We start from the raw sequence: 23,241 nt of genomic DNA, 5'->3' as shown, positions 1-23,241 counted from the left end.
AAATTTCAAGCTTTCAAAAGCTTTTTACGAATAATTAATCATTGAAAAGTTAGGATTAATGAACTCCTCCAATAAGAAGCAAAAGTTTTGCAAGAGGTCTTATGAAAAGTAGCATCGATTTAGCTCAACACACGCCAATGATTCGTCAATATCTGCAATTAAAAGCTCAGCATAAAGATAAATTATTATTTTATCGCATGGGAGATTTTTACGAATTATTTTATGAAGATGCCATCAAAGCCGCAAAATTATTAAACATTACGTTAACTAAGAGAGGGCAATCCGCGAGTCAAGACATTCCCATGGCAGGTGTACCTTTTCATAGCGTCGAAACCTACTTGGCCAAATTGGTAAAACTTGGCGAATCGATTGCTATTTGCGAACAAATAGGTGATCCGAATCTATCCAAAGGTCCTATGGAAAGACAGGTTACACGTATTATTACACCAGGAACACTGAGCGATGAAGCATTATTAGAAGATAATCAAAGTTTGCTACTTGCGCTATATAATCACAATGAAGAATTTGGGCTTTCTTATTTTGATATGGGAAGCGGCCAAATTCACATTCTACAGATTACCGGTGAAGAAGCGCTTGCCAGCGAATTAGCACGACTCAACCCCTCCGAACTCTTAATCAGTGAAGAGCATAAAACCGAACAACTATTAAAACCTTATAAAACTATCCGTCGCCGCCCGCCCTGGGAATTTGATTTAACTACTGCAACTCATTTATTAACCCAACAATTTCAAGTGCGCGATCTAAGTGGTTTTGGCTGCCAGGATTTGCCTTTGGCACTACAAGCCACTGGTTGCTTATTAAATTATGTCAAAGACACGCAACGTGCTCAATTAAAACATATTCAGCCAATACGTATAGAAAGACGTGAAGAAAGTATTGTATTGGATGCTACCACCCGACGTAATTTAGAGTTAACGATCAATTTACAGGGCGAGAAAAGTAATACGTTGATGTCCATTCTAGACAAAACGGCAACGCCTATGGGAGGTCGTTTACTTAATCGATGGCTGCATCGCCCTTTACGTAAGATATTTGGCGTAGAAGCGCGACAAGGCGCCATTAAAGATTTATTAGCAACACTATCCTATATCAGCTTACACTCGTTGTTAAAATCACTCGGTGATCTTGAACGTATTATTACACGGGTTGGATTAAAATCCGCGAGACCGCGCGATTTAAGCCAATTACGTCTGGGCTTAGCCATTTTGCCAGACATTCATAACAAACTTGCTCCTTGCTTAAAAGCTCAAAACTCTGAAAAAAAATCAGAATTGCTTATAGCATTAAGTCAACATATTAAAACATTTCCTCAGTTATTTCATTTATTGCAGCAAGCTATTGTTGAAAATCCTCCTGCGGTTACTCGCGAAGGCGGAATGATCGCTAAAGGATATCATGCTGAACTTGATGAGCTACAAAACCTAAGTGCTCATGCCGGACAATATCTGATTGACTTAGAAAAACGTGAACGAGAGCTTTCAGGCATCAACACGCTGAAAGTGGGCTTTAATCGCGTACATGGTTATCACATCGAAATAAGTCGTGGGCAAGCCAAACATGTGCCCGCACATTATATTCGTCGGCAAACACTCACTAATGCAGAACGTTTTATTACACCTGAGTTAAAGGAATTTGAGGATAAAGCCTTAAGCGCCCATTCTAAAGCGTTAAGTTTGGAAAAAAAACTTTACGATGAATTACTCGATAAACTAGCCATTTACTTAACCGATTTACAAGAAACCATCAATGCCGTAGCCGAGTTAGATGTGTTGACCTGTTTTGCAGAACGAGCAATTACTCTCAATTTAACTTGTCCTTTATTAAGTAAAAATCCAGGCATCCATATCGAAGAAGGTCGACACTTAGTTATCGAACAAACCTTAGATACCCCTTTTGTAGCCAATAATTGTCATTTGACTCCTGATCAACGCTTATTAATCATCACGGGTCCAAACATGGGTGGAAAATCAACCTATATGCGACAAACGGCCTTAATTTGTCTATTAGCAATGATAGGTTGTTTTGTTCCTGCAAAAAGCGCTACGATAGGCCCCATTGATCGTATTTTCACCCGAATCGGAGCTGCTGATGATCTTGCTAGCGGTCGTTCAACCTTTATGGTAGAAATGACAGAAACCGCCGCTATTTTACATAATGCAACTGAGCAAAGCTTAATTATTATGGATGAAATTGGACGCGGTACCAGTACTTTTGATGGACTCGCTTTAGCTTTTTCTTGTGCTGAATATTTAGCAAAGCATGTTAAAGCTTATACCTTATTTGCTACTCATTATTTTGAGTTGACTGGTTTGACTAAAGAAAACACAGTCATAAGCAACTACCATGTCGATGCAAGAGAACACGGTGATAGCATTGTATTTTTATATACCGTCAAGGAAGGGCCAGCAAATCAAAGTTATGGTTTACAAGTAGCGCAGTTAGCAGGCGTTCCTAAACCTGTTATCCAGCGCGCCAGAGAAAAACTTATGGAGCTTGAGGATCACTCTCATACAAAATCCAATAAAATAAACCCATCTACCACTCCACAGAAACTCTCTGTTAACCCTGCTATTATGGCATTATTAGAACAGGTGGATCCGGATCAATTAGCCCCAAAAGAAGCGCTTGAGATCATTTATCGACTAAAATCCTTGCAAGGAATTCCAGTATGAACAATTTAAATGACGCAAAACTTTTCCAGCCCATTGAAGAAAAATTGGCTACTTCTGAGGATAAAGCGAGTAACCATGGTGATCATGAAGAGGGCGAAAGATTAGCTTACCGTCGGCGTGGAATTTATTTACTACCCAATTTATTTACCATCGCCGGTTTATTCGCAGGTTTTTATGCCATTGTCACGGCCATGGAAGGTTATTTTAATTATGCGGCCGTTGCTATTTTTGTTGCCATGATTATGGATTTTTTTGACGGTCGTGTTGCACGCCTAACCAATACACAAAGCGCTTTTGGTGCTGAATTAGATAGTTTATCAGATATGGTTTCTTTTGGCGTCGCACCCGCGCTGGTTATTTATAGTTGGTCTTTAGAAGGCCTAGGTAAATTAGGTTGGTTAGCCGCATTTATATTTGCAGCGGCTGGGGCATTACGTTTAGCACGTTTCAATACACAGGTATCGGTAGCCGATAAACGGTATTTTCAAGGATTACCTATTCCTGCCGCAGCGGGTGTGTTAGCCAGTATGGTGTGGCTATGTGTTGACTCAGAAATCTTGGGTAATGGTGTTAGCATGATGACCGCTGTATTAGCGATCATCATTGCTATCTTGATGGTCAGTAATGTCCGTTATTACTCCTTTAAAGAAATTGACCTTAAAGGACGTGTACCTTTTGTCGCTATTTTATTGGTTGTGTTAGCTTTTGTAGGCATTTCATTGGATCCACCCAAAATATTATTTTTGATCTTTTTCTGCTATGCCCTTTCCGGTCCCATTTTAACCTTGCGTGCTCTTTATAAAGCGCGATCCTTAAGAAGGAAATAGCCCAAAAAATCATAGTAAAAAAGGAAATATTTTATGATACTATCTACCTAATCTTCTAATCGGCATAGAATTAATTTCAGCGTCATTTTCTTTTATAAAGAGATCTTTAAAAGCCTTTTGATATTTCTCACTTAATTTCTCAACCCTGTTTTTTATGGTTCGTTTTTCCTCGGTGTCAGCAAGAAAATCAAACGTTGCTAATGCTTTCCTCCATTCATTCATTTCAGTACCAGGAAAAATTTTAAATATGATTTTAATATCATTCTCTGGATAATTTGAAAATCTTGTTGTTTGTAAATCTTTTTTCCAAATAAAGTTTTCACCTTTATCAAGCCAGGGACAAACAACCAAACAATCTTCATTAGGCCAATTTCCTAACGCAATAGCATTTATCTCTTCATATTCTTTACTTAGAAATCTAATATAATGGATAGGACAGGCTAAGGTTTCACTCATACGTATTGCTTCAAACAGAGCAAATTCAGCCATCAGCTCACAAGCCCCTGTGCCATGCAAGGTAGCTGCTTTTAAATCAAAAAAAGTACGTTTATAATAAATTTTCCGCTCATTACCTATATCTGGGACTCCAAAGAGCCGTAAATTATCGTATGTCTGAGCATCCTCAATTGAAAAGAGATTTTTATTATGCTCATTACGATATTGCTCTAAGTAAGAGTTAGCCCAGATCAACTTTAAATCCTTTAAATCGTCAAGCCAATTATCTTCCCAATCTACTTTCTTTTCATTTTCAAATTGTTTCTTTAATGTAGAATAATCATAAAAAAAGCTTAAGAATCCGAGACCCAACAAAATATTTTTTTCTTCAATATATTCTTGACGTATATCGTTTATTTTTGACCGAGACCGAAAAGGGATTCTTTTCAATTTACTTTCAAAAAAGTTATCCTTCTCGATTAAAGGATCAATTTTTTCAAGAATAAACCTAGCCTGAATACTACTATGCGGAGTAGAACCTTTATTACTAGCCCCGAAGTAAAAAGCTTTCTGTGTATTAGCTAAAATAGTCTTGGCCAAGCTTTCAAAAGGATTTTGATTTTGGTTTTTATTTTTTTTCTTCGGCATAATGATTGTTCTCTTAAACTAAGACAATCTTTATGCTATCTGCTTTTTATTAAACAATAATTAAATCGAAAGAATAATTTTTAATTATTTTTCGTCATTGCGAGCGCGTAGCGCGCGGCAATCCAATGAAAAACTTAATTTTTTCTGGATGGCCACAGCCTCACTGACGTTTCGGCCTCGCCATGACAGGCTTTTTTAAATAGAAAAAGAATAGCTAACATTCCGTGATATTAACAGCGAGTGTCTTTGCCAAACCACCTAAAGAGGTTTCTTTGTAAATAGCCATCATATCTTTTCCAGTGGCAAACATGGTTTCGATGACTTTATCTAAGGATACTTTTTTATTTTTCCCATCCTCCATTAACGCTAAATAAGCCAATTTAATCGCCTTTTCCGCACCGACACCATTGCGTTCGATACAGGGAATTTGAACTAAGCCCGCTACTGGATCGCAAGTTAATCCCAAATGATGTTCCATCGCCATTTCCGCGGCATTTTCTATTTGTTCTAACGTGCCGCCTAAAACTGCCGTCAATGCTCCTGCGGCCATAGAGCAAGCCACACCGACTTCACCCTGACAACCCACTTCTGCACCGGATATCGATGCATTCATTTTATAAAGTAAAGCGATAGCACCTGCAGTTAATAAAAAATTAGTGATCGATTGTTCACTGACATCTTCATAAAAACGGCGATAATAAGTTAATACCGCCGGAATAATACCTGCCGCCCCATTAGTTGGCGCCGTCACCACACGACCTCCAGCAGCATTTTCCTCATTAACTGCCATCGCGTAAATGGTTGGCCACAATAATGCCCCTGGAAACGCCGCTAATTTCGAAGTGGTTTTATCATTCATTTTTCTGAAAAGTTCCGGTGCCCGACGTTTGACATTAAGCTCGCCGGGTAATATTCCCTGAGCATGACAACCGCTATCCACGCAGGTTTGCATGGTATCGGCTATTTTCAATAAATCAGTGCGTACATCTCTATCGGGTGCTAATTGTTGTTCATTAGCCAACATTAGCTCCGAAATCGTTAAGTTATTTTTTTTACAGGCATTAAACAACTCACTGGCTGTAGAGAAGGGATAAGATACTGGAACAGCATCTTTATATTGCTGGCCAAACTCTTGTTCAGTGACAATAAAACCACCACCGATAGAGTAATAAATTTGACTACTTAATAGAACACCTTGGGTATTAAAGGCACTAAAACGCATACCATTGGTATGCAATGGTAGCAATGCTTTTTGTAGAAATAATAGGTCTGTTTTCTCAGAAAATGAGATAAATTTTTTCCCTGCCAGCTGAATTTTACCACTTTCAATAATTGACTTGGCGCGCGGAACAACCTCATCGGGAATGACTGTTTCAGGAAGTTGTCCTTCAAGGCCATTTAAAATTGCAACATCCGTGCCATGACCGCGGCCAGTTAGCGCTAGCGAACCAAACAGCTCAACCTGTAAACGGCTAATTTCATTAAATAATTCAAAATCAAGCGCCAGATTTTCCACAAAAGCGCAGGCTGCTTTCATAGGGCCTACGGTATGCGAGCTCGATGGGCCTATACCAATTGAGAACAAATCAAACACACTAATATACGCTTCGCCTTTCAAGCTGTGGTGTTGTTGCACATCGGTACTCACGTGCTCATGTATTCCGTATACATTGCGCTCGTTCGTCCTCGTGCGCCTAACCACAGCTTGAAATTCTTTGGGTATAGTCATAAACAGATTACTTTTTAGGTCATTATTGTCGGTATTCTAGACCTTTCCTCCTTGCAAAAGAAGTATTATTAATCAAAAAAGCTCGATGGGATCGACATCCAGCGACCAACGAACCCGACGGCTACTGGCAAGAAGACTAATGGGTTTAATAATTTGCTCTAATAAACCCTGTAAAGCATTACGCCGTTTTGCCTGCAACAGTAGTTGGCAACGATAATAGCCTGCCCGACGAGGGTGTAAGGAAGGAACTGGCCCTAGTAGGCTGACTTCTTTCCCAACTAATTCAGCCTGATTTTTTACCTCATTTAAAAAATCAAATGGATAAACTGAGTTTATGGATTCGGCATGCATTAGTGCCAAATAACTATAAGGAGGTAATAAAGAGGCTCGTCTTTCGTGTAATAGTATTTCGCTAAAACTAAGATAACCTTGTTCTAACAAATGATTTAACAAAGGATGCTCTGGATGATAGGTTTGTATCCATACCTCTCCAGATTTATCGGCCCGTCCTGATCGGCCTGCTACTTGTGTTAATAATTGGCCGGTACGTTCCAAGGCACGAAAATCTGCATTAAACAAACCACTATCTGCTTCTAAAATACCCACTAAGGTAACATTTGGAAAATGATGCCCTTTCGCCAACATTTGTGTTCCAATCAAAATCTGACTTTCACCTTCATGTATATTTTTCAATAACTTATCTAAGCTTCCTTTACGTTGCGTATTATCCCGATCAATTCGAACAATTCCGATGTCAGGAAAATATTTTTGCAGGGTTTGCTCCAGACGTTGTGTACCTTGACCTAAAGCAAGCAATTGTTGACCTTGGCATGCAGGACAGCAGGTATCTAAGGGACGCCGATAGCCACAATAATGACATTGTAAGTGAGCCGGCTTTTTATGAAAATTCATTTTTTGTTCGCAACGCGAACAATCGGCTGTCCAACCGCAGTCATGACAAATGGTAACCGGTGAAAAGCCACGTCGATTTAAAAATAAAAGTACTTGGCCTTGCTTTTGCAAATGTTTTTCCATGGTTTGTAACAATGCTGGAGAAAAACCTTGATCAAGTTTTTGGTGACGTAAATCAATAAAATGAAATGTAGGCTGGACGGCCGATCCTGCTCTATCAGGTAAATGCAATATTTGATAACGATTTTGGTTGGCATTAAAAATGCTTTCTAAAGATGCTGTCGCTGAACCCAACACTACCGGTATATGTTCTAAACGGCCGCGAACTAAGGCTAAATCTCGCGCGTGATAGCGCAAACCTGTTTGCTGTTTAAAAGAACTATCATGTTCTTCATCGATGATGATAACGCCCGGATCTAATAAAGGCGTAAATAAAGCTGAGCGGGTACCTATGATAATAGATGCTTTACCTGATTTAGCGAGTAACCAATTTTCTAAGCGCTGCTTATCGGTTAATTTAGAATGAAACAATACCAAAGGAACTGAAAAACGATTGCGAAATCGCGCTAACATTTGTGGTGTTAAACCGATTTCTGGAACTAATACCAATGCTTGTTTGCCGCGCTCAAGTACGGCTTGTATCACCTCCAAATAAACTTCTGTTTTTCCACTTCCTGTCACGCCATTTAAAAGAAAAGCCTGAAACTTATCTAAGGAATTAACAATAGTCTTAATAGCCTGTTGCTGATGCGTATTTAATCGAATTTGTTTCAGTAAATTTAAATTATTCGCAGTAGCAACAATGGGCTCATCCCCTTTGTTAATTTTTTCAGTCAGTTTCTTAATGGGATTTTTAAGCTTTTTAGTCTCTTTTCCCGTACGCAATGCATGCGGCATGGCATTAGCAAATACTTCTCCGATAGGACAATGATAGTAACGACTTGTCCATTCTAATAACTCTTGGATAGAATCTGGTAAAAGCGGGACCTCATCAAGAATTGCAAGTGCTTGTTTGAGCTGAGATTTTGGCCAAATTGATTCTTCACTAATTTCCATTAAAAAACCAATTTTTTCCTTATTACCGAAAGGAACCAATACACGTAACCCTTTTTTTAATTGCGTTAATGGAAAGTCAGTTGGAGCCAAATACTCAAAATATTGATGTAGAGGGGCTGGAATAGCAATTTTTAGTATACTCTTCGCACTTGCATTTTTGTCTGTGTTGCGGCTCAACTCGCAATCCTCATGTATGTTAATACATTCCGGTTGCTTCATTTTCGCCGCGCCTTGCCAAAAATCCCATTGCTGTGAGTATATATTAACATTTAGATGCGCCGATAAAATTAAAAATTGCTCTGTTTGTCAAAAAATATAACATTTAGAGAACAAAAATTATGTAGTCTAAATTAATTAAAGTGTCAAAATGCGCCGCAAATTGTCGGTTATTTTTTTTAAGACCATGGTATTATTATCTTGCTTGCTGTTACCCGCTGCCATTTTGATATGGCATTGTGAAGGACCTATGGTTCCTATCAATGAAGCGTTAGTAGGACCATATAGAACCATCGTAGGAATCTCCAAAGCTGCAGACAGATGACTTAATCCTGTATCTACTGCAACAACGGCTTTAGCATTCGCTAAAACTGCTGCCAATTCGTTGAGACTCAAATAAGGTAACACATGTGCTAGAGGATTTTTATTAGCCAACTGATTAGCATTTTTTCTTTCATTTTCATTTCCCCAAGGAATAAAAACGCTCACTCCCTGACGAGTCATTTCTTCTATGAGTAAAGCCCAGGAATGATTGGGCCAATGTTTACTTGAACAACTGGTATTGGGTATAAAGACCAGATAATCATTTGGTAATTCTATTTTAGTTTGGCTTAATTTTCCTTTATTAATGCCATAATCGGGCAGCGTTTCTAGTAGAGGATAGTTTAAGGCTTTAGCAAATAATTGGCGCAAACGATCAATGGCATGTTGCTGCCAGGGCACAGAAAAGGTTTGCTGGTACGCCAGATAGGCCAAACTTTCTCGAACCGAATGCTTATCCATACCAAAGCGACAACCTCGACTTAGGCGCGCAGTAATCGCGCTTTTGATGGAGCCTTGCGCATCTAAAACAATATCGTATTCCTGGGCGCGTAATTGTTTATAAAATTGTTTTACTTCTCCATTTTTGGCTGATTGCCAAGGATTTTTTCGCCAACGCCGTAGTGCGATGGGAATGATTTGTTTAACTTGTTTATGCCATTTAGGAATTTCTGTAAAGGCCTCTTCCACTACCCAATCAAATTGAATATTCGAAACAGCCTGAGTCGCATCACTAACTGCAGGTAATGTATGAATAATATCGCCCATTGAGGACATTTTTATGATTAAAACGCGCATAAACTCACTCTCGCTAATGGGACGACCGCCCCAGCATCTCGAATGCCTTAATATAAACTATCCCACGCAACTAAACCTTAATTTAAGCTACTAAATTTGATAAGGACTTGGAACCAGATAAAGTATGGTTTAAAAACAGTTCATTATCAGTATCTACTTCCTGTTTTGGGTTATAAAGAGAAAAAAAAGTCGGACTACTTTGTGTGCGCTTTAATTGAAATCTAATTTCATTATCATTGATATCTCGATTTTTAGCTGGGCAGCTAGATAGGTGTAACGCAAATAATGAGGATCTTCTTTTTAAAGTTAAACAACTTTCTTTAATACGTCTAGACTCGTCTTCTATTTGTGAAAGCTCTTTTTGGCAAAAGTCTGCATTTAGAGTAGTGGAAACACGTTTAACTCCATCAATAAGACGACCCAATCTTGAAAAAAGTGCTGCTAATACATTATTAGAAATAATAATGGTAGCGAAAATAGTAGCAGCAATGGCTATGGGCGGGGCAACTAAACTTCCTGCTAAGCATAAACCTGTGGTGATACCTAAAGCCAACAAACAACCGAAACTAATACCTAAAAAAGCAGTCTTATATTCATAATAACGCGATTGTATACGTTCTTTAATGGATTCAGCTTCGGTACCGCATGTATACTTTAAAAAGCAATAGGCTTTGGCAAAATAATCAAAACAAGACGTTGTTAGACTCGTCAAACTTAATACGAAAGGTAATGCAAAAAGAAATTTATGTAACAACAAAAGATCAATGAATGGTTTACTAATGCCTATTACTGCAACAAAAGGCATAGTTCCAGTCAGCATTAATACGTTAAATAAACTTAAGGCAATGATTAAACCTAAAACTACTCCTATAAAAATCGCCAACTTTTCCTGTTTTAAGCGCGTTCCATCAAACGAGCTTGCCAAACGATTAAATAACCCGCCCAAAGCACAGGCATAACCTAAAATAAACAAAATATACGCGAAATAGGAAAACGTTTCCCAAAAAGGAATAACCGCATGCAAGCAAAGACAAAAAGTTCCTAAACTAACCCCTAACAGCATACCAATAGGAGTAAATAATTTTTCAGCATAGCCTATTTGCCGATTTATTATGACTTCTCGACTGAGAAAGTTTCTAATCCTTGTCTTCTCACCGGCGTAGGGACGCGCAGTAAACAGATTCCATAATCGACCTAAATAGGCGCCATCGGCTACGAAGCTTCCATACTCGGCTGGAACGGTTAATAAATTTAAAAACCATTCCGATTCAAATAGGCCCGGCGCAATAACAAGTAGCGGAAGTAACAAGCCCAAACCTAATATTGAAATAAGGCCAATCGCTAGACGTTCATTATCTAAGTTGATTATCTTTTTTTTGGTCTTTTCGACGATTCGACTACTTAGTAAAAAGCAGAGATAAAAAAACCTTTGCATATCGACTCAAATCCAAGAAATCCAATATAAATCTTAAGCCATAGGTAATGCCGAGGATTCATTCGGATGGGATAAATAATTAGCTAATAAGTGATACACTTCAGAAACTTTGATTTGATAATTATGATTTAATTGATAAGAATGTGAATGATAACTGCCCACGCCTCGCCAAGGGCTTGAAGTATCATTTGCAATCTGTTGGCTTAATATCCAAGTCCCTACTTTGACATTGATACAAGGATCATATTGCAACTGATGTTGAGTATAACCATAGAGGCGAATTTTCGATAACCAAATTGAATTAATTTGCATAGGGCCATAATCGAAAGTCCCATTTCGATTAGGGGAAGCAGAACCTTTTTTGCCATTTTCTACCGCTAAAACGGAAAGAATTAAAGTAGCTGGAACATGGTAAGCTATCGCCGCTTGATTAATACACTCGATAGGCACGCCATGGATTTCTAATGCGCTTATCATAAGCAACCTCGTCTATCTTTTAGCAAGATTATTATTCTCAGTCTTTAAAGCTAAACCACATCCGGCGCAGATAATAGGTGGCAAGCAAAATAACAAAAGCCCCCCTAACAAAATCATATCAAATTTTAATAGATTACTCACTTCGATACCACTAGGAGGGATAAATCCGAGTACAAATGTAATCAAACAGCCTACTAAACCCGCCCCGCTGACTATCCAAATCCCCCAATTGCCCCCTGGAATATGATAGGCACGACTTCTGCTGGCTTCTTTATATCGCAATCGTAACGCGGTTAAAAACAAAAAGATATAAAATAACACTGCCAATTGGGCCGTCATAACGCTTAATAACCAATAGGTCTCATTTACACTAGGGATCAGTATAAAAAGACTCGTTAATAAGGAAACTAGAACGCCTTGAACTAGCAATAAGCTTACAGGGGCACCAAATCGATTTACCTTAAGTAACCAGTGCAAGCCCGCTATTTGGCTCTCGAATGTGGCAATCAGTAAGCCTCGCGTAGGACCTATTACCCAAGTTGAAATACTACACAAACTTCCAATAATAATTAAAGAAATAACGATCGGTATAAAAAAAGACAAATGATAACTATTAAAAAAAGCAACATAAGCCTCTGTTAAACCAGACAATATACTAAGCTGACTGGCTGGAACAATAAGCGCTATAGCTAGAGAGCCTAGTATCAAGCTTATCAATATTAAACTTGCCGACCAAAATAAAGCTCGTGGAAAATCTTTCTGCGGATTATGGACATCGCCTGCGTGTACAGCAGACATTTCTAAGCCCATCAAACCAAAAATAATAGTCGTTAAGAAAGCCAAGTTATTAAAATTATTCAGACTAGGGAAAAACGAATATGAGGAAAAATGTATCGCTAGCGGACGTGCGCTTTTAATCCAAATGATAGCTAACACAATCATAAAAAGCATAGGAATTAAAGTGCCTACCAAAGCACCGATACTACTCAGCCAGCTCGAAACACGTAGGCCTAAGCAACTTAACGCCGTAACCAGCCACCAGATAATTAATATCGTACTTAGAAGATATATTTTATGTTGTACCAATTGTGGATTAATTAAATACGCAAATGCCGCTATTACAAAAGACAATATGGTTGGATACCAAACCACGTTGTATATCCATTGTAACCAAATCGCAAACCAACCCCACCGCACGCCAAACGCAGTACGGATCCATATATATGCACCGCCTGTGCTCGGCCAAGCAGTGGCTAATTCCGCAGTGACTAAAGCCGTCGGAATGAAAAACAGCACCGCGGCAAGTAAATAAAAAAATATTAAGGCATAACCAAATTGAGCAGCGATAGGTAATGAACGCAAACTATCAACAGCAATCACATTCATCATGGCTAAACTAAATACACCGAGTGGTTTTTTAATAATTCTATTTTTAGTAGCCCCTATCATTATTTTTTACCGGATTTATAGCTAGCAATGATCCAGATAACGGCACCTATAGAAATGGCTGTGTCAGCCAAATTAAAGGTGGCAAAATGCCAATAACCAATACAAAAATCAATAAAATCTATGACGTAACCTAAGCTTAGCCGATCATACAAATTGCCTATGGCTCCACCCAATATTAATGCGATCGCACAAGCTACCCAATTGCTAAGACCTCCTCGATAGAGCAAGCGCACTAGGAAAATACTAACCACACCACTAATTGCTGAAAAAAACCATCGTTGCCAACCATCCGCTTGGCCTAAAAAACTAAATGCAGCGCCAAAATTGTGTGTCAAAATAAAGTTTAAGCAAGGAAATACCGGAATGATGCTCGTTTGATCTAACCAATGTACCATCCATAATTTGCTCATATAATCGAGCGCAATAATAAAAACGCTTAACCAAAGCCAGGCCAATTGAGAAACTTTTCTTGCTTGCATAATACTCTTCGCACTAGAATTTTTGTCTGTGTTGCCGCTCAACTCGCAATCCTCATGTATGATAATACACTCCGGTTGCTTCATTCTCGCAGCGCCTTGCCAAAAACCCCATTGCTGTGAGTATAAATTGGAAAAAATTTGGGGTTTTAAGCATAGATTCGTTGCTCGCCTTTGCCATCGGGAAGATTCTCGACACAGCGTAGACAAATCTCTGGATATTCAGGATTTTCTCCTACGTCTGCACGCCGGTGCCAGCAACGAGCACATTTTGCTTTTTTCCCTACCGTAGAAATGACATTTATTCCCAACGTTTCGGCATTGATGGTAAACGATGTAGCCTCTTTCGGTGGCTCGCTAGTCAACAATCTTGCATCAGAAGTTATCAATACAAATCTAAGCTCATCATTTAAGGCAGAAAGTATTTTATACAGCTGAGAATCTTCTTTAGCAAAAAGTTCAACTTCGGCTTCTAGTGAAGAACCTAATTCACCGCTGATACGTGCTTTTTCAATAACTTTGTTAACTTCATTACGAATTTGTACAAGCTCATTCCAGTAAGTTTGTCGATCAGTTTGCTGGTAAATTGTTTGTAATGGATCTTCTGCAAATGAAAAAGCTAGGGAGTACCATTCATTTAAAAATACGCTTTCTTCACGTTTTCCTGGAAGATAGTGCCAAATTTCTTCTGCCGTAAAACTTAAAATGGGTGCTAACCAACGCACCATGCCTTCCGCAATATAAAAAAGTGCAGTCTGCGCAGAACGTCGCGCGACACTATTTTTTTGTAAAGTATATTGACGATCTTTGATAATATCTAAATAAAATCCACCTAAATCACTAATACAAAAATGTTGTAATTTCTGATAAATGCTATGAAATTGAAAATTCTCATAAGCATCGATGATCTCACGCTGTAATAACTTCGCTCGTTCTAAAATCCAAATGTCTAAAGACAACATATCGCTCGTTGGCACAGCATCCGATGGATCAAAATCATGTAAATTGGCTAATAAAAATCGAATAGTGTTACGGATTCGTCGATAAGCTTCCGCGGTACGCTTTAAAATTTCATCCGAAACAGCTATTTCTTTACGGTAATCTGTTGAAGAAATCCATAAACGTAAAATATCCGCTCCTAAACTTTGTATAACTTTTTCTGGAGCAATCACATTCCCTAAAGATTTAGACATTTTGTGGCCTTTTTCATCCACAGTAAACCCATGCGTCAAAACAGATTTGTAAGGTGTTTTAGCATTCATTGCCACCGAAGTTAATAAAGACGATTGAAACCAGCCTCGATGTTGATCAGAACCTTCTAAATAAAGATCAGCAGGCCAAGCCAAAGCAGGATTTTTCATTAAAACCGCATAATGGCTTACGCCAGAATCAAACCATACATCCAGGCAATCGGTTAATTTTTCATATTCTTGCGCTTCATTACCTAATATTTCTTCTGGATTTAAATCATACCAGGCATCTATCCCGATCTTTTCAACACGGTTTGCAATCTGCTCTAACAAGCTAAGGCTATTCGGATGCAAATCACGGGATAAACGATGTACAAATAAAGGAATAGGAACACCCCAACTCCGTTGCCTAGAAATACACCAATCAGGCCGATTGCTAATCATGGACTCAATACGCGCTTCTCCCCATTGCGGAATCCACGTTACTTCCTTGATAGCTGCTAAACTATCTTCTTTTAGGCCTTGCTGCTCCATGCTAATGAACCACTGTGGGGTCGCGCGAAAGATTAAAGGTGTTTTATGGCGCCAACAATGCGGATAACTATGCTTAATATTTTCTTCTTTCAATAAATTTTTTGATTCTCTTAACTGAGCGATCACTAAAGGATTAACTTTAAATACATGTTCACCTTCAAATAGCGCTGTACCAGGTAAGAAACAACCCTTGCCGTCAACTGGATTAATTAATGGCAGTCCATACTGTTGTGCAATACTATAATCTTCTATACCGTGCGCGGGCGCAGTATGCACCGCTCCGGTACCGGCCTCTATAGTGACATGCTCACCTAAAATAACAGGTATTTGTCGATGATAAAAAGGATGTTGTAGTATAACTCCCTCAAAAACCTTTCCTGTCGCACTACCCAAATGTTTATAATCCGCTACTTGATAACGCTGCATACAGCTTGCTAATAAAGACTCAGCAATTAATAAACGTTCAGTCTCAGTTTGCACCAATACATATTCAAAATCTGGATTTAAAGCAACTGCTTCATTAGCAGGGAGCGTCCAAGGGGTTGTGGTCCATATGGGGATTACTATAGGTCCATGCCCAGCTTCGTTTGGAATTCGGCTTAAAAAATCAGCGTCGTCAATGACTCTAAACCGTACATCAATTGCGGGTGAAATTTTGTCAGCATATTCAACTTCTGCCTCTGCCAAAGCAGAGCCACAATTGACACACCAATGCACGGGTTTAAATCCTTGTTGCAGGTGTCCACGACTGATAATTTGACCTAATGCGCGAATAATATTGGCTTCAAAATGAAAATCCATAGTCAGATAAGGATGTTCCCAATCACCGATCACGCCTAAACGTTTAAATTCCTCACACTGGATGGATATTTGTTGCCCGGCATATTCACGACAAGCCTGCCGAAAAGCTTTAGCTGTTAATTTACTACCAACCTGGCCAACTTTTTTCTCAACGTTTAGCTCGATGGGTAATCCATGACAATCCCACCCGGGAACAAAGGGGGCATCAAAGCCACTCATCGTCTTTGTTTTTACAACAATGTCTTTTAAAATTTTATTAACCGCATGACCAATATGAATATGGCCATTAGCATAAGGAGGACCATCATGCAGAATATATTTGGCCTTACCATGATTTTTTTCGCGTAATTTTTTATAAAGCGATAAAGAATTCCATTGCTTTAAAATAGCAGGCTCTGCCTGCGGCAAATTGGCCTTCATGGGAAATTTAGTGTATGGAAGGTTTAAAGTATTTTTATAGTCAGTCATGTTATCTAACCTCAATGGAGGCGCTGTTTAGTCTTAAATTTGAATAGGCTTAGAATAACATGCTTGAAGAACCTACAATATAGTCAAAATCGAAAAGAAACTAAACTCTAGGACTGAGTAGCCTACTCTGTTAACGTTAAGTCAGATAGAGCTCTAATTACTCTGCCTTACAAAGCCCGGGCTGTATACAAGTTCCACTGACATCCCAGCGTAATTGACCATCTGTTTGGTAAATAGGGGTTAAAATATAGGTAAAGTGGTCAATTTTATTAATACGAATTCTTTGTGATGTCGCAATAATCTGTGCGTTTTTACCTACCTCAACAGTTGCTACATAGCCTTTAGTTTGACTTTCGGCTTTAAAATTATCTGGAATTCCATTTTGACCTGGTGTACCGCAAGCGACTAAATTATCATGCTCATGCATGCAGGTAGTAACCGCCAATTTAAATGGTGCAGTCGCTTGAATAACCTCAGCAAATTTAGCGCGATTACTATAATTTTGATAGCTAGGTATGGCTATTGCCGCCAAAATACCAATAATCGCGATAACGATCATAAGTTCCAATAAAGTAAGACCGCTTTGCTTTCCTTTTGTCGAATACATAAACCACACCCTTATAAAATTGATAACATAGTTTAACAAGCCGCACTTGTTTAGACCAGTACCAACTTATAAGAAGGTTATGTTATTGGGAGTAAGTTAATAAATCTGCCCAAAAATAAAAACCTAAAATCTTTAGTGATCCTTTTAAATCAGAAAAAAGAACGGGAGTGTTCCTCTACTTGAGACAGAACAGCTTAATCAAACTTCGGAGTATGTTGTGGGTTCCATTATTGAAAGTATGAAAAGAATAGGTCTTGATGTAAACAAAGAAGGCGTGTGTCAAGGCATTGCTATGATGGCTATTCAGGCTTACCTACTAGGCCCTAAGGAGTTTCAACATTATTCAGAACGATTTGAAAACTTAATACAGTCGGAGCCAGTGCAGCCTATTAGGTACGAAAGTCACGATGCGCCAGATTGGGATACTCAAGCTTTTTTACAAGGAATTGCATTGTATCAGACACCTGAATGCTATCCAGCGTTCCTCCCATCTAACAAACCGTTCCTTTTACAATCGAATGTGGAAGAAATAGCAGTCGTAATCCAAAGTAATTTAACTCAGAAACGGGGAGGGATCCGTGCAATATACTCCTTTACCGGTTTATATAACTCTGATAAAGAAATAAATAAATATTTGCAAAGCTACCAGCAAGCGGTAACAGTAGCGCAGATAGACGGAGAAGAATCACACTGCGCATTGTTGTTGAGATGTTACAATCACGCAATTATGTTGGCCTATGATGTTCATTCTGGTTGGTACTTGCAGAGCCATGATAATAGATATGTGCTTAATGGAGAAGCCCTGAAGTCAGTCGTCAAACAGATAAGAGAATCGTATCGTATTTCTTTTCCTGACGGTGTACTTATTCTCTCAACTACAGTTTACTCTCTTGGTGAAGCTTTCTCAGTGGCTAATAAGGTTTGTGACTTATGGCGCGATAATGCTGATTGGAAACAAATGCATGATGTTACAGTAGAAAAGGTAAAAATAATTGGCTATGGTGGTTGGATTTATATAGCAGCAAAAACCGGCGATCTAGAAATGATAAAAACATTGCTTGATAAAGGAGCCGATGTCAATGCCACAACGGAGGATGGTGTTACCCCTCTTTATGAAGCAGCACAAAATGGTCATCTAGAAGTGGTGCAGATATTGTTTGAAAAAGGAGCTGATGTCAATGCTGCGAGGGATGATGGCGCTACCCCTCTTCATTTAGCAGTACAAAAAGGCGATCTAGACATGTTGAAGACATTGCTTGCTAAAGGAGCCGATGTCAATGCTGCGAGGAAGGATGGTGCTACCCCTCTTCATCTAGGAACAAAAAATAATCATCTGAAAGTGGTAAAGGTATTGATCGATAACGGAGCCGATATAAATGCCGCAACCGAGAACGGTGCTACCTCTCTTCATGTTCTAGCAGAAGAAAAGGGCGATCTAAAAATGCTAAAGGCATTGCTTGATAAAGGAGCCGATGTCAATGTCGCCAGGAAAGATGGTGCTACTCCTCTTCACCTGGAAACAAACAATAGTCATCTAGAAGCGGTAGAGGTATTGATCGATAATGGAGCCAATGTCAATGTCGTGACGAAGGATGGTGTTACCCCCCTTCTTATAGCTGCACAAAAAGGCAATCTAGACGTGATAAAGATATTGCTAAAAAAAGGGGCCGATGTCTTGATGTCGAATAACGCAAAGACTGAAGTGTTGCATCAAATGGCCATTACTCAAGGACTAGGCAAAAAATTTCTCGCTTTAAACAAAAAACTATCTGCCAAAAAACTATCTACGGGAGGTAGAGTACCTAATTTTTCTCCTCTAGATGCCGCTTTGTTTTGTTGTCATCCTGAAACTGCAATGGTGTTAATTAACGCAGGGGCGCAAACAAATCAAGGGCATACACCGCACTTTTACGAATGGCTGCTATATGCAAGCCAGGGGGCGTCAGAGTCTTATAAGCAGCTGAAAGAATTTTTTGAACCCCTAATTAAATTAAGCAGTACGCCGACGGCGAGATCCAGTGTGTATCGAACGTCCGAAGACGAATCGGATCCTGATATTAGTCACACGATGCGAACAAATTTTTTCGAGGTCGCTACGAAAAACTTAAAAGGGAACCAAAGGCTTCCCATCCCGAATGAGCAAAGTCCATTTTTTAAAAAAACTTTTTATGGCTAAATAAATTTGTTTAAACGCCGCTTTATCTGTGGAAAAAATCTGCTAATTTTTTTATAAATTTTCTCAATGCCATATTCAGCGACAATGTGTAGTTGGTACAAAATTGGTACACGCAGCATGAATAGCTTAAAGATGAAATTGCTAATAATGCTCAAATTGACTACAATTCGTGGCTCTTTCAACCGCATTGCCAACGTAGCTCAGTCGGTAGAGCAACTGATTCGTAATCCGTTATTTAACGAAAATAAACATTAATAATCAAACACTTGCGATACTTTGCAAACTTAATAACCTATTGAAAACTACGGTGTTTTATACCTGCTAAATCTCAGCCTGGTACAATTCTGGTACATAGATTTTTTTTAAAATTTTACAAACAAATTAATAAAATAAAATAAATATATACAAAATATATAATTTTGGATCTAGTCAATTTAAATAATATAGATTAGACTAAAAAAGCTACGAAAATAATAGGGAACAACTACAATAAAAGGAGTCAATTATGCCCTTCCCCGATGCATTAAGAAATTTTTCTAGAGATGGTTCTTTTGTACTAACCGATTCTCAAATCTTCCTCGAAAATATCCGTCCTCTTGAGAAACGTATCAACCATCTCAAAGAAGACAGACCAGAAATTACTTTTTATCAAATTCTTTTAAGCAACGTTCAACTTATTTCTGGCCCTTTACCTCAAGCAGAAATGCCTGAGCATATTTTAAGCGGTGCTGCTGTTGAGCATACTCCTCGTCTTTGGAGAGATCGTTTTGCAGATGTGGCTATCACACAAATGGCCTCTGTCAATGGATTTAATTCCCCTTGGCAGTTTAGGAGTTCAGCAGAAAATCTGAAAGCACAATTAACGGCATTAAAAGAAGCTTTGCTTGCTTTATTATCCCAGCCCGATACATGGCATTCAATCAAGTTAGACCGTGTCTTTTTTTATGAAGATCAACTGATTAATCATTCAGTTACTCAAAGTTTCTATAATGACTTATTAATCTCACTCGCAAAAAATGATTCCCTGAAAGAGTTAAGTATAAAACCGTTCTCACTTACTAAATATCGAACAAGCTTAGTTAATTTTTTGACTCAAAATACTGAGTTAGAAGCTTTGCATCTACAGATTAGCGAAGCCAATAGACAAGATTGGCTAGAATTAAGTCAGATTTTAGCAGTGCACCTTAAACTTAAATCGCTGAATTTAGACAATAGTCTCCTCGACGCTAACGCTTACTCTGCCTTAGCAAACTTATTAGATGAGAATTATCGAATAAAAATTACTTTGCCGCAACCAACTGATAAGAGCTTACTAAAAGCTTATGAGCCCTTAAACCAACGTTTATCAAAAACAGGTTTAGTACGATTCAAGGAGAATCATTTAACGCAAGATAAGTTGCTGCAAGTGGCCATTACGGCTTTAGAATCTCTTCAAAAACTTAAATCAAGTCCAATTGATCAAATCAAAAAACAAGTTCTATTAGAAAAGCAATTTGACTTTTTGTTAACGAATCGAGGTCATCTTGCTATTACGGACGGCCAAAAAGAATCTTGGATAGAAAATACAAATGTTTTACCTCGTATTTACCGGGATCATAAAAAACATCTTAAGAAGGAATCTTCTCTAGTCCAACTAAACCTTGATGCACTCGTCGCTGATAGAAGGAAAACGATTGGGTATGTTTTATTAGAAAAAGCCTTAGAAACTGAAAATCGAGAGGCGATGGAAATTTTGTTACGCGCTAAAGCCAATTTGTTCGAATCAGATCGCTATGAGCGAGAGCCCTTTTTAGTCAAAGTACTTCAGAGTAAAGGAGATATAAAAGAACCCGTTGTTGAATATATCCGTCGAGATCAACGATTGATGAGGACTGCCTCAGAATATTTAGCGGGTTATCCAGATTTAATCCAAATATTTAAAGAATTAAAAACGCATTTAGATGAATATAGTTCTCATCTGGTAAAAAAAGATGATCGAAGTTTTTTGGTGTCTCTCGCAAATGAAGCTTTACGCTTTGGCAGAAAGCTATCAGGTCTTCAAAATCCATCCGATCAAAGAGGGAAGGAATGCGCACAGATCTATCTTGAACTGAAGGAAAGTCTTAAAGTTATTAATACCTCTCCTGACGAGGTTACCTATGGTGCTCTTCGTGAAGTTCAGATCATCATGCAAAGAATAAAAGCAGACTCTATGGAAGCGTTAAGGGGCTTTTGGAATACTTCTTATTTACATGAAAATGTAATCGCGATTGTTAATCGATTCGATGAAGGACTAGAGGCGAGTAAAAAAGATATTAATGATAAAAAAGATGAGAAGATAAATCAACTTCATGACAGTCTTGGAAGGGAACGAGTCGAAGCTCAAGAAATACAAGCTAAGTTGGAAACAGAAAATGCTGAGCTAAGAGCAAAACAGTCTGAGATGGAAGCAACGCTTAACAATCTATTGAAACAAAGGGCTTCAAACTCTGGTGGAACTTCAAGAACATCAACCTCACAAAATCAAGAAAGACCAGGAACCAGCACAGGCCTTTTTGCTAGGCGCTGAATTTTAGGGGGTTAATTGAAGGAGAAAATGTCAACTATGTTATTACAAACGATTGGACAGCGACTCTCTCATAAACCCTTTGAATGGATGTTCTGGTGGTGGGGTCTAAGATGGGGAGCTTTTATAAGCATTCATCCCAAACTAACCGAAGAGACCCCCTTATGGAGTCGAGATGATAGTAGCTTAAAGAATATACGACTCTTTAAGCTACCTCCTGATGAACTACAAGTTGAGATCACTCGTTACTGGGAAAAACCATTTTGGCGTCGGTGGTTATCGCGTTTATTTACTCCCATTAAGAGCAAGATTGTAGTTTGGTCTTATTATCAGCAGTGTCTTTCATTCAGAGATGTGCGTAAACACTATCCCGACGTTGAACAACGGTTAATAGTTTATGAACCAGAGCAAAAACTAGTGAATCTGTTAGTCGCTGCATTAAACCGAGAAAATCTAGCGCTGGAGCAGCGATTAGAAAAATATTCCGGTAATCAAAAATGGATACAAAAAAACTTTAGTTCATTATTAATTCAGCACGAAAATAAAAGACAGCATTCTTTTTTAAAATTAATGAAAAAACATTTAAAAGGATTACCGCCAGAATGTAATCAAGATTTAGTAAGAAGAAAGTTAGAAAAAGAATATCAGGAGCTTGAAAAAATGCTCAGAGCTTATTTAAAGGGCTGGTGTCAACCTTATGGTAATCAAGAGTCCATACAGCCAATTGAAGAAAACTCAAATAGGGATCTTGTTTATTTGGGTCCTGCACTAATGGCTGAAGGAACGATAAATCCTTCCTTCGAAAGCGATCTAAATTGTTCGAGGAGTCCCATTAATGAATGGGTTAGTTTAAAACGACAAACGATTGTAAAGATGTTACAAGAAGAATCCCCAAATTATGAGGCTATGCAATTACTCTTAGAGCAAAGCTTACAGAGTTTACGTTTATTGATTGAACCCCAATTACAAAGCTACCAAACATTAGTTAATGACGTGAGATGGAAAAGAGTCAACTCTAAGGAGGCAGTACAATGGTCGGAAGTTTTGCATACTCGGTTAATCGGTTTTTTCCGACAAAGTGCTTTGTTATTCCATCCGGATCAATCCTTTGGAGATGAACATTTAAAGCTTATAAAAACTGAATTATTTAAGAAATTCCAACAATTTTTCGATAATACCTTGGAAGATCTCAGTCAAGGGTTGCAGACACTGAAAAAGTGTATACCCAAATGGGAATTAGATTTGGACAGAATTCGAAAAGAATCGGAGGAATTTCTAGCACGGTTTGAACAAAGGAATGCTAAGATACAAAAAGAGCAGGCAGAGTTAAAAGCAAGGCTTACCTGGATGGAAGAACAGCTTAAGCAACTAAATCAACAATTGGATCCGAATGCTCAAGAGAATCCAGAAGCGAGCATAAGTTTTTCACCTAGACCGTAACCCACCCT

At 38.5% G+C, this 23,241-nt stretch carries 15 protein-coding genes; 5 read left to right on the top strand and 10 right to left on the bottom strand.

From position 1 onward, the window contains the following. The first annotated feature begins 101 nt into the window (after positions 1–101). Both mutS and pssA read left to right on the top strand, forming a co-directional pair. A complete protein-coding gene (gene mutS, locus AAHH40_RS01110; RefSeq protein ID WP_342220290.1) occupies positions 102–2,693 on the top strand; it encodes a DNA mismatch repair protein MutS in 2,592 nt (863 codons plus the stop codon). Further along, entirely contained in the window at positions 2,690–3,520 is an 831-nt protein-coding gene (pssA, locus tag AAHH40_RS01105) for a CDP-diacylglycerol--serine O-phosphatidyltransferase (RefSeq protein WP_342220289.1), read from the top strand. The genes mutS and pssA overlap by 4 nt, the downstream gene beginning before the upstream one ends. Positions 3,521–3,559: 39 nt before the next feature. On the opposite strand, the gene AAHH40_RS01100 is transcribed toward pssA, so the two are convergent. From AAHH40_RS01100 to AAHH40_RS01055, 10 genes are all read right to left on the bottom strand, one after another. Next, positions 3,560–4,603 carry a hypothetical protein gene (locus AAHH40_RS01100; protein ID WP_342220288.1) on the bottom strand — a complete coding sequence of 348 codons (1,044 nt, stop codon included), beginning with the start codon at positions 4,601–4,603 and terminating at the stop codon, positions 3,560–3,562. A gap of 214 nt (positions 4,604–4,817) precedes the next feature. Further along, positions 4,818–6,332, bottom strand: coding sequence for an L-serine ammonia-lyase (locus tag AAHH40_RS01095; RefSeq protein ID WP_342220287.1), 1,515 nt, complete (start codon positions 6,330–6,332; stop codon positions 4,818–4,820). Between the two features lie 72 nt (positions 6,333–6,404). Continuing rightward, a complete protein-coding gene (locus tag AAHH40_RS01090) occupies positions 6,405–8,519 on the bottom strand; it encodes a primosomal protein N' (RefSeq protein WP_342220286.1) in 2,115 nt (704 codons plus the stop codon). A 135-nt stretch (positions 8,520–8,654) separates the two neighbouring features. After that, positions 8,655–9,635, bottom strand: coding sequence for a lipopolysaccharide heptosyltransferase I (gene waaC / locus AAHH40_RS01085; protein ID WP_342220285.1), 981 nt, complete (start codon positions 9,633–9,635; stop codon positions 8,655–8,657). Positions 9,636–9,717: 82 nt separating this feature from the next. Beyond that, a complete protein-coding gene (locus tag AAHH40_RS01080; RefSeq protein WP_342220284.1) occupies positions 9,718–11,070 on the bottom strand; it encodes a hypothetical protein in 1,353 nt (450 codons plus the stop codon). Positions 11,071–11,103: 33 nt separating this feature from the next. Beyond that, on the bottom strand, positions 11,104–11,547 hold the full coding sequence (locus AAHH40_RS01075; protein WP_342220283.1) for a lytic transglycosylase domain-containing protein: 444 nt from the start codon (positions 11,545–11,547) through the stop codon (positions 11,104–11,106). Positions 11,548–11,559: 12 nt separating this feature from the next. Next, positions 11,560–12,996 carry an amino acid permease gene (locus AAHH40_RS01070; protein ID WP_342220282.1) on the bottom strand — a complete coding sequence of 479 codons (1,437 nt, stop codon included), beginning with the start codon at positions 12,994–12,996 and terminating at the stop codon, positions 11,560–11,562. Then, positions 12,996–13,475: a signal peptidase II gene (lspA, locus tag AAHH40_RS01065; RefSeq protein WP_425287986.1), complete on the bottom strand. Its 480-nt coding sequence runs from the start codon at positions 13,473–13,475 to the stop codon at positions 12,996–12,998. Before lspA ends, AAHH40_RS01070 begins: the two co-directional genes overlap by 1 nt. Positions 13,476–13,621: 146 nt before the next feature. Then, complete coding sequence (gene ileS / locus AAHH40_RS01060) at positions 13,622–16,465, bottom strand: isoleucine--tRNA ligase (RefSeq protein WP_342220280.1); 2,844 nt, start codon at positions 16,463–16,465, stop codon at positions 13,622–13,624. Between the two features lie 157 nt (positions 16,466–16,622). Further along, the gene (locus tag AAHH40_RS01055; protein ID WP_342220279.1) at positions 16,623–17,072 is read right to left on the bottom strand and encodes a pilin; all 450 of its coding nucleotides are present in this window, start codon (positions 17,070–17,072) and stop codon (positions 16,623–16,625) included. Positions 17,073–17,289: 217 nt separating this feature from the next. Here AAHH40_RS01055 and AAHH40_RS01050 point away from each other — a divergent pair, with 217 nt between their 5' ends. From AAHH40_RS01050 to AAHH40_RS01040, 3 genes are all read left to right on the top strand, one after another. Further along, complete coding sequence (locus tag AAHH40_RS01050; RefSeq protein ID WP_342220278.1) at positions 17,290–19,248, top strand: ankyrin repeat domain-containing protein; 1,959 nt, start codon at positions 17,290–17,292, stop codon at positions 19,246–19,248. Between the two features lie 505 nt (positions 19,249–19,753). Then, the gene (locus AAHH40_RS01045) at positions 19,754–21,796 is read left to right on the top strand and encodes a hypothetical protein (RefSeq protein WP_342220277.1); all 2,043 of its coding nucleotides are present in this window, start codon (positions 19,754–19,756) and stop codon (positions 21,794–21,796) included. A gap of 27 nt (positions 21,797–21,823) precedes the next feature. Next, positions 21,824–23,233, top strand: a complete 1,410-nt coding sequence (locus AAHH40_RS01040) for a hypothetical protein (RefSeq protein ID WP_342220276.1) — start codon at positions 21,824–21,826, stop codon at positions 23,231–23,233. Positions 23,234–23,241 lie beyond the last annotated feature (8 nt).

Source organism: Rickettsiella endosymbiont of Miltochrista miniata (assembly GCF_964031245.1).
Lineage (GTDB): Bacteria > Pseudomonadota > Gammaproteobacteria > Diplorickettsiales > Diplorickettsiaceae > Aquirickettsiella.
Note: the sequence above shows the minus strand (reverse complement) of the source record. Positions and strands in the feature narration are given on the sequence as shown.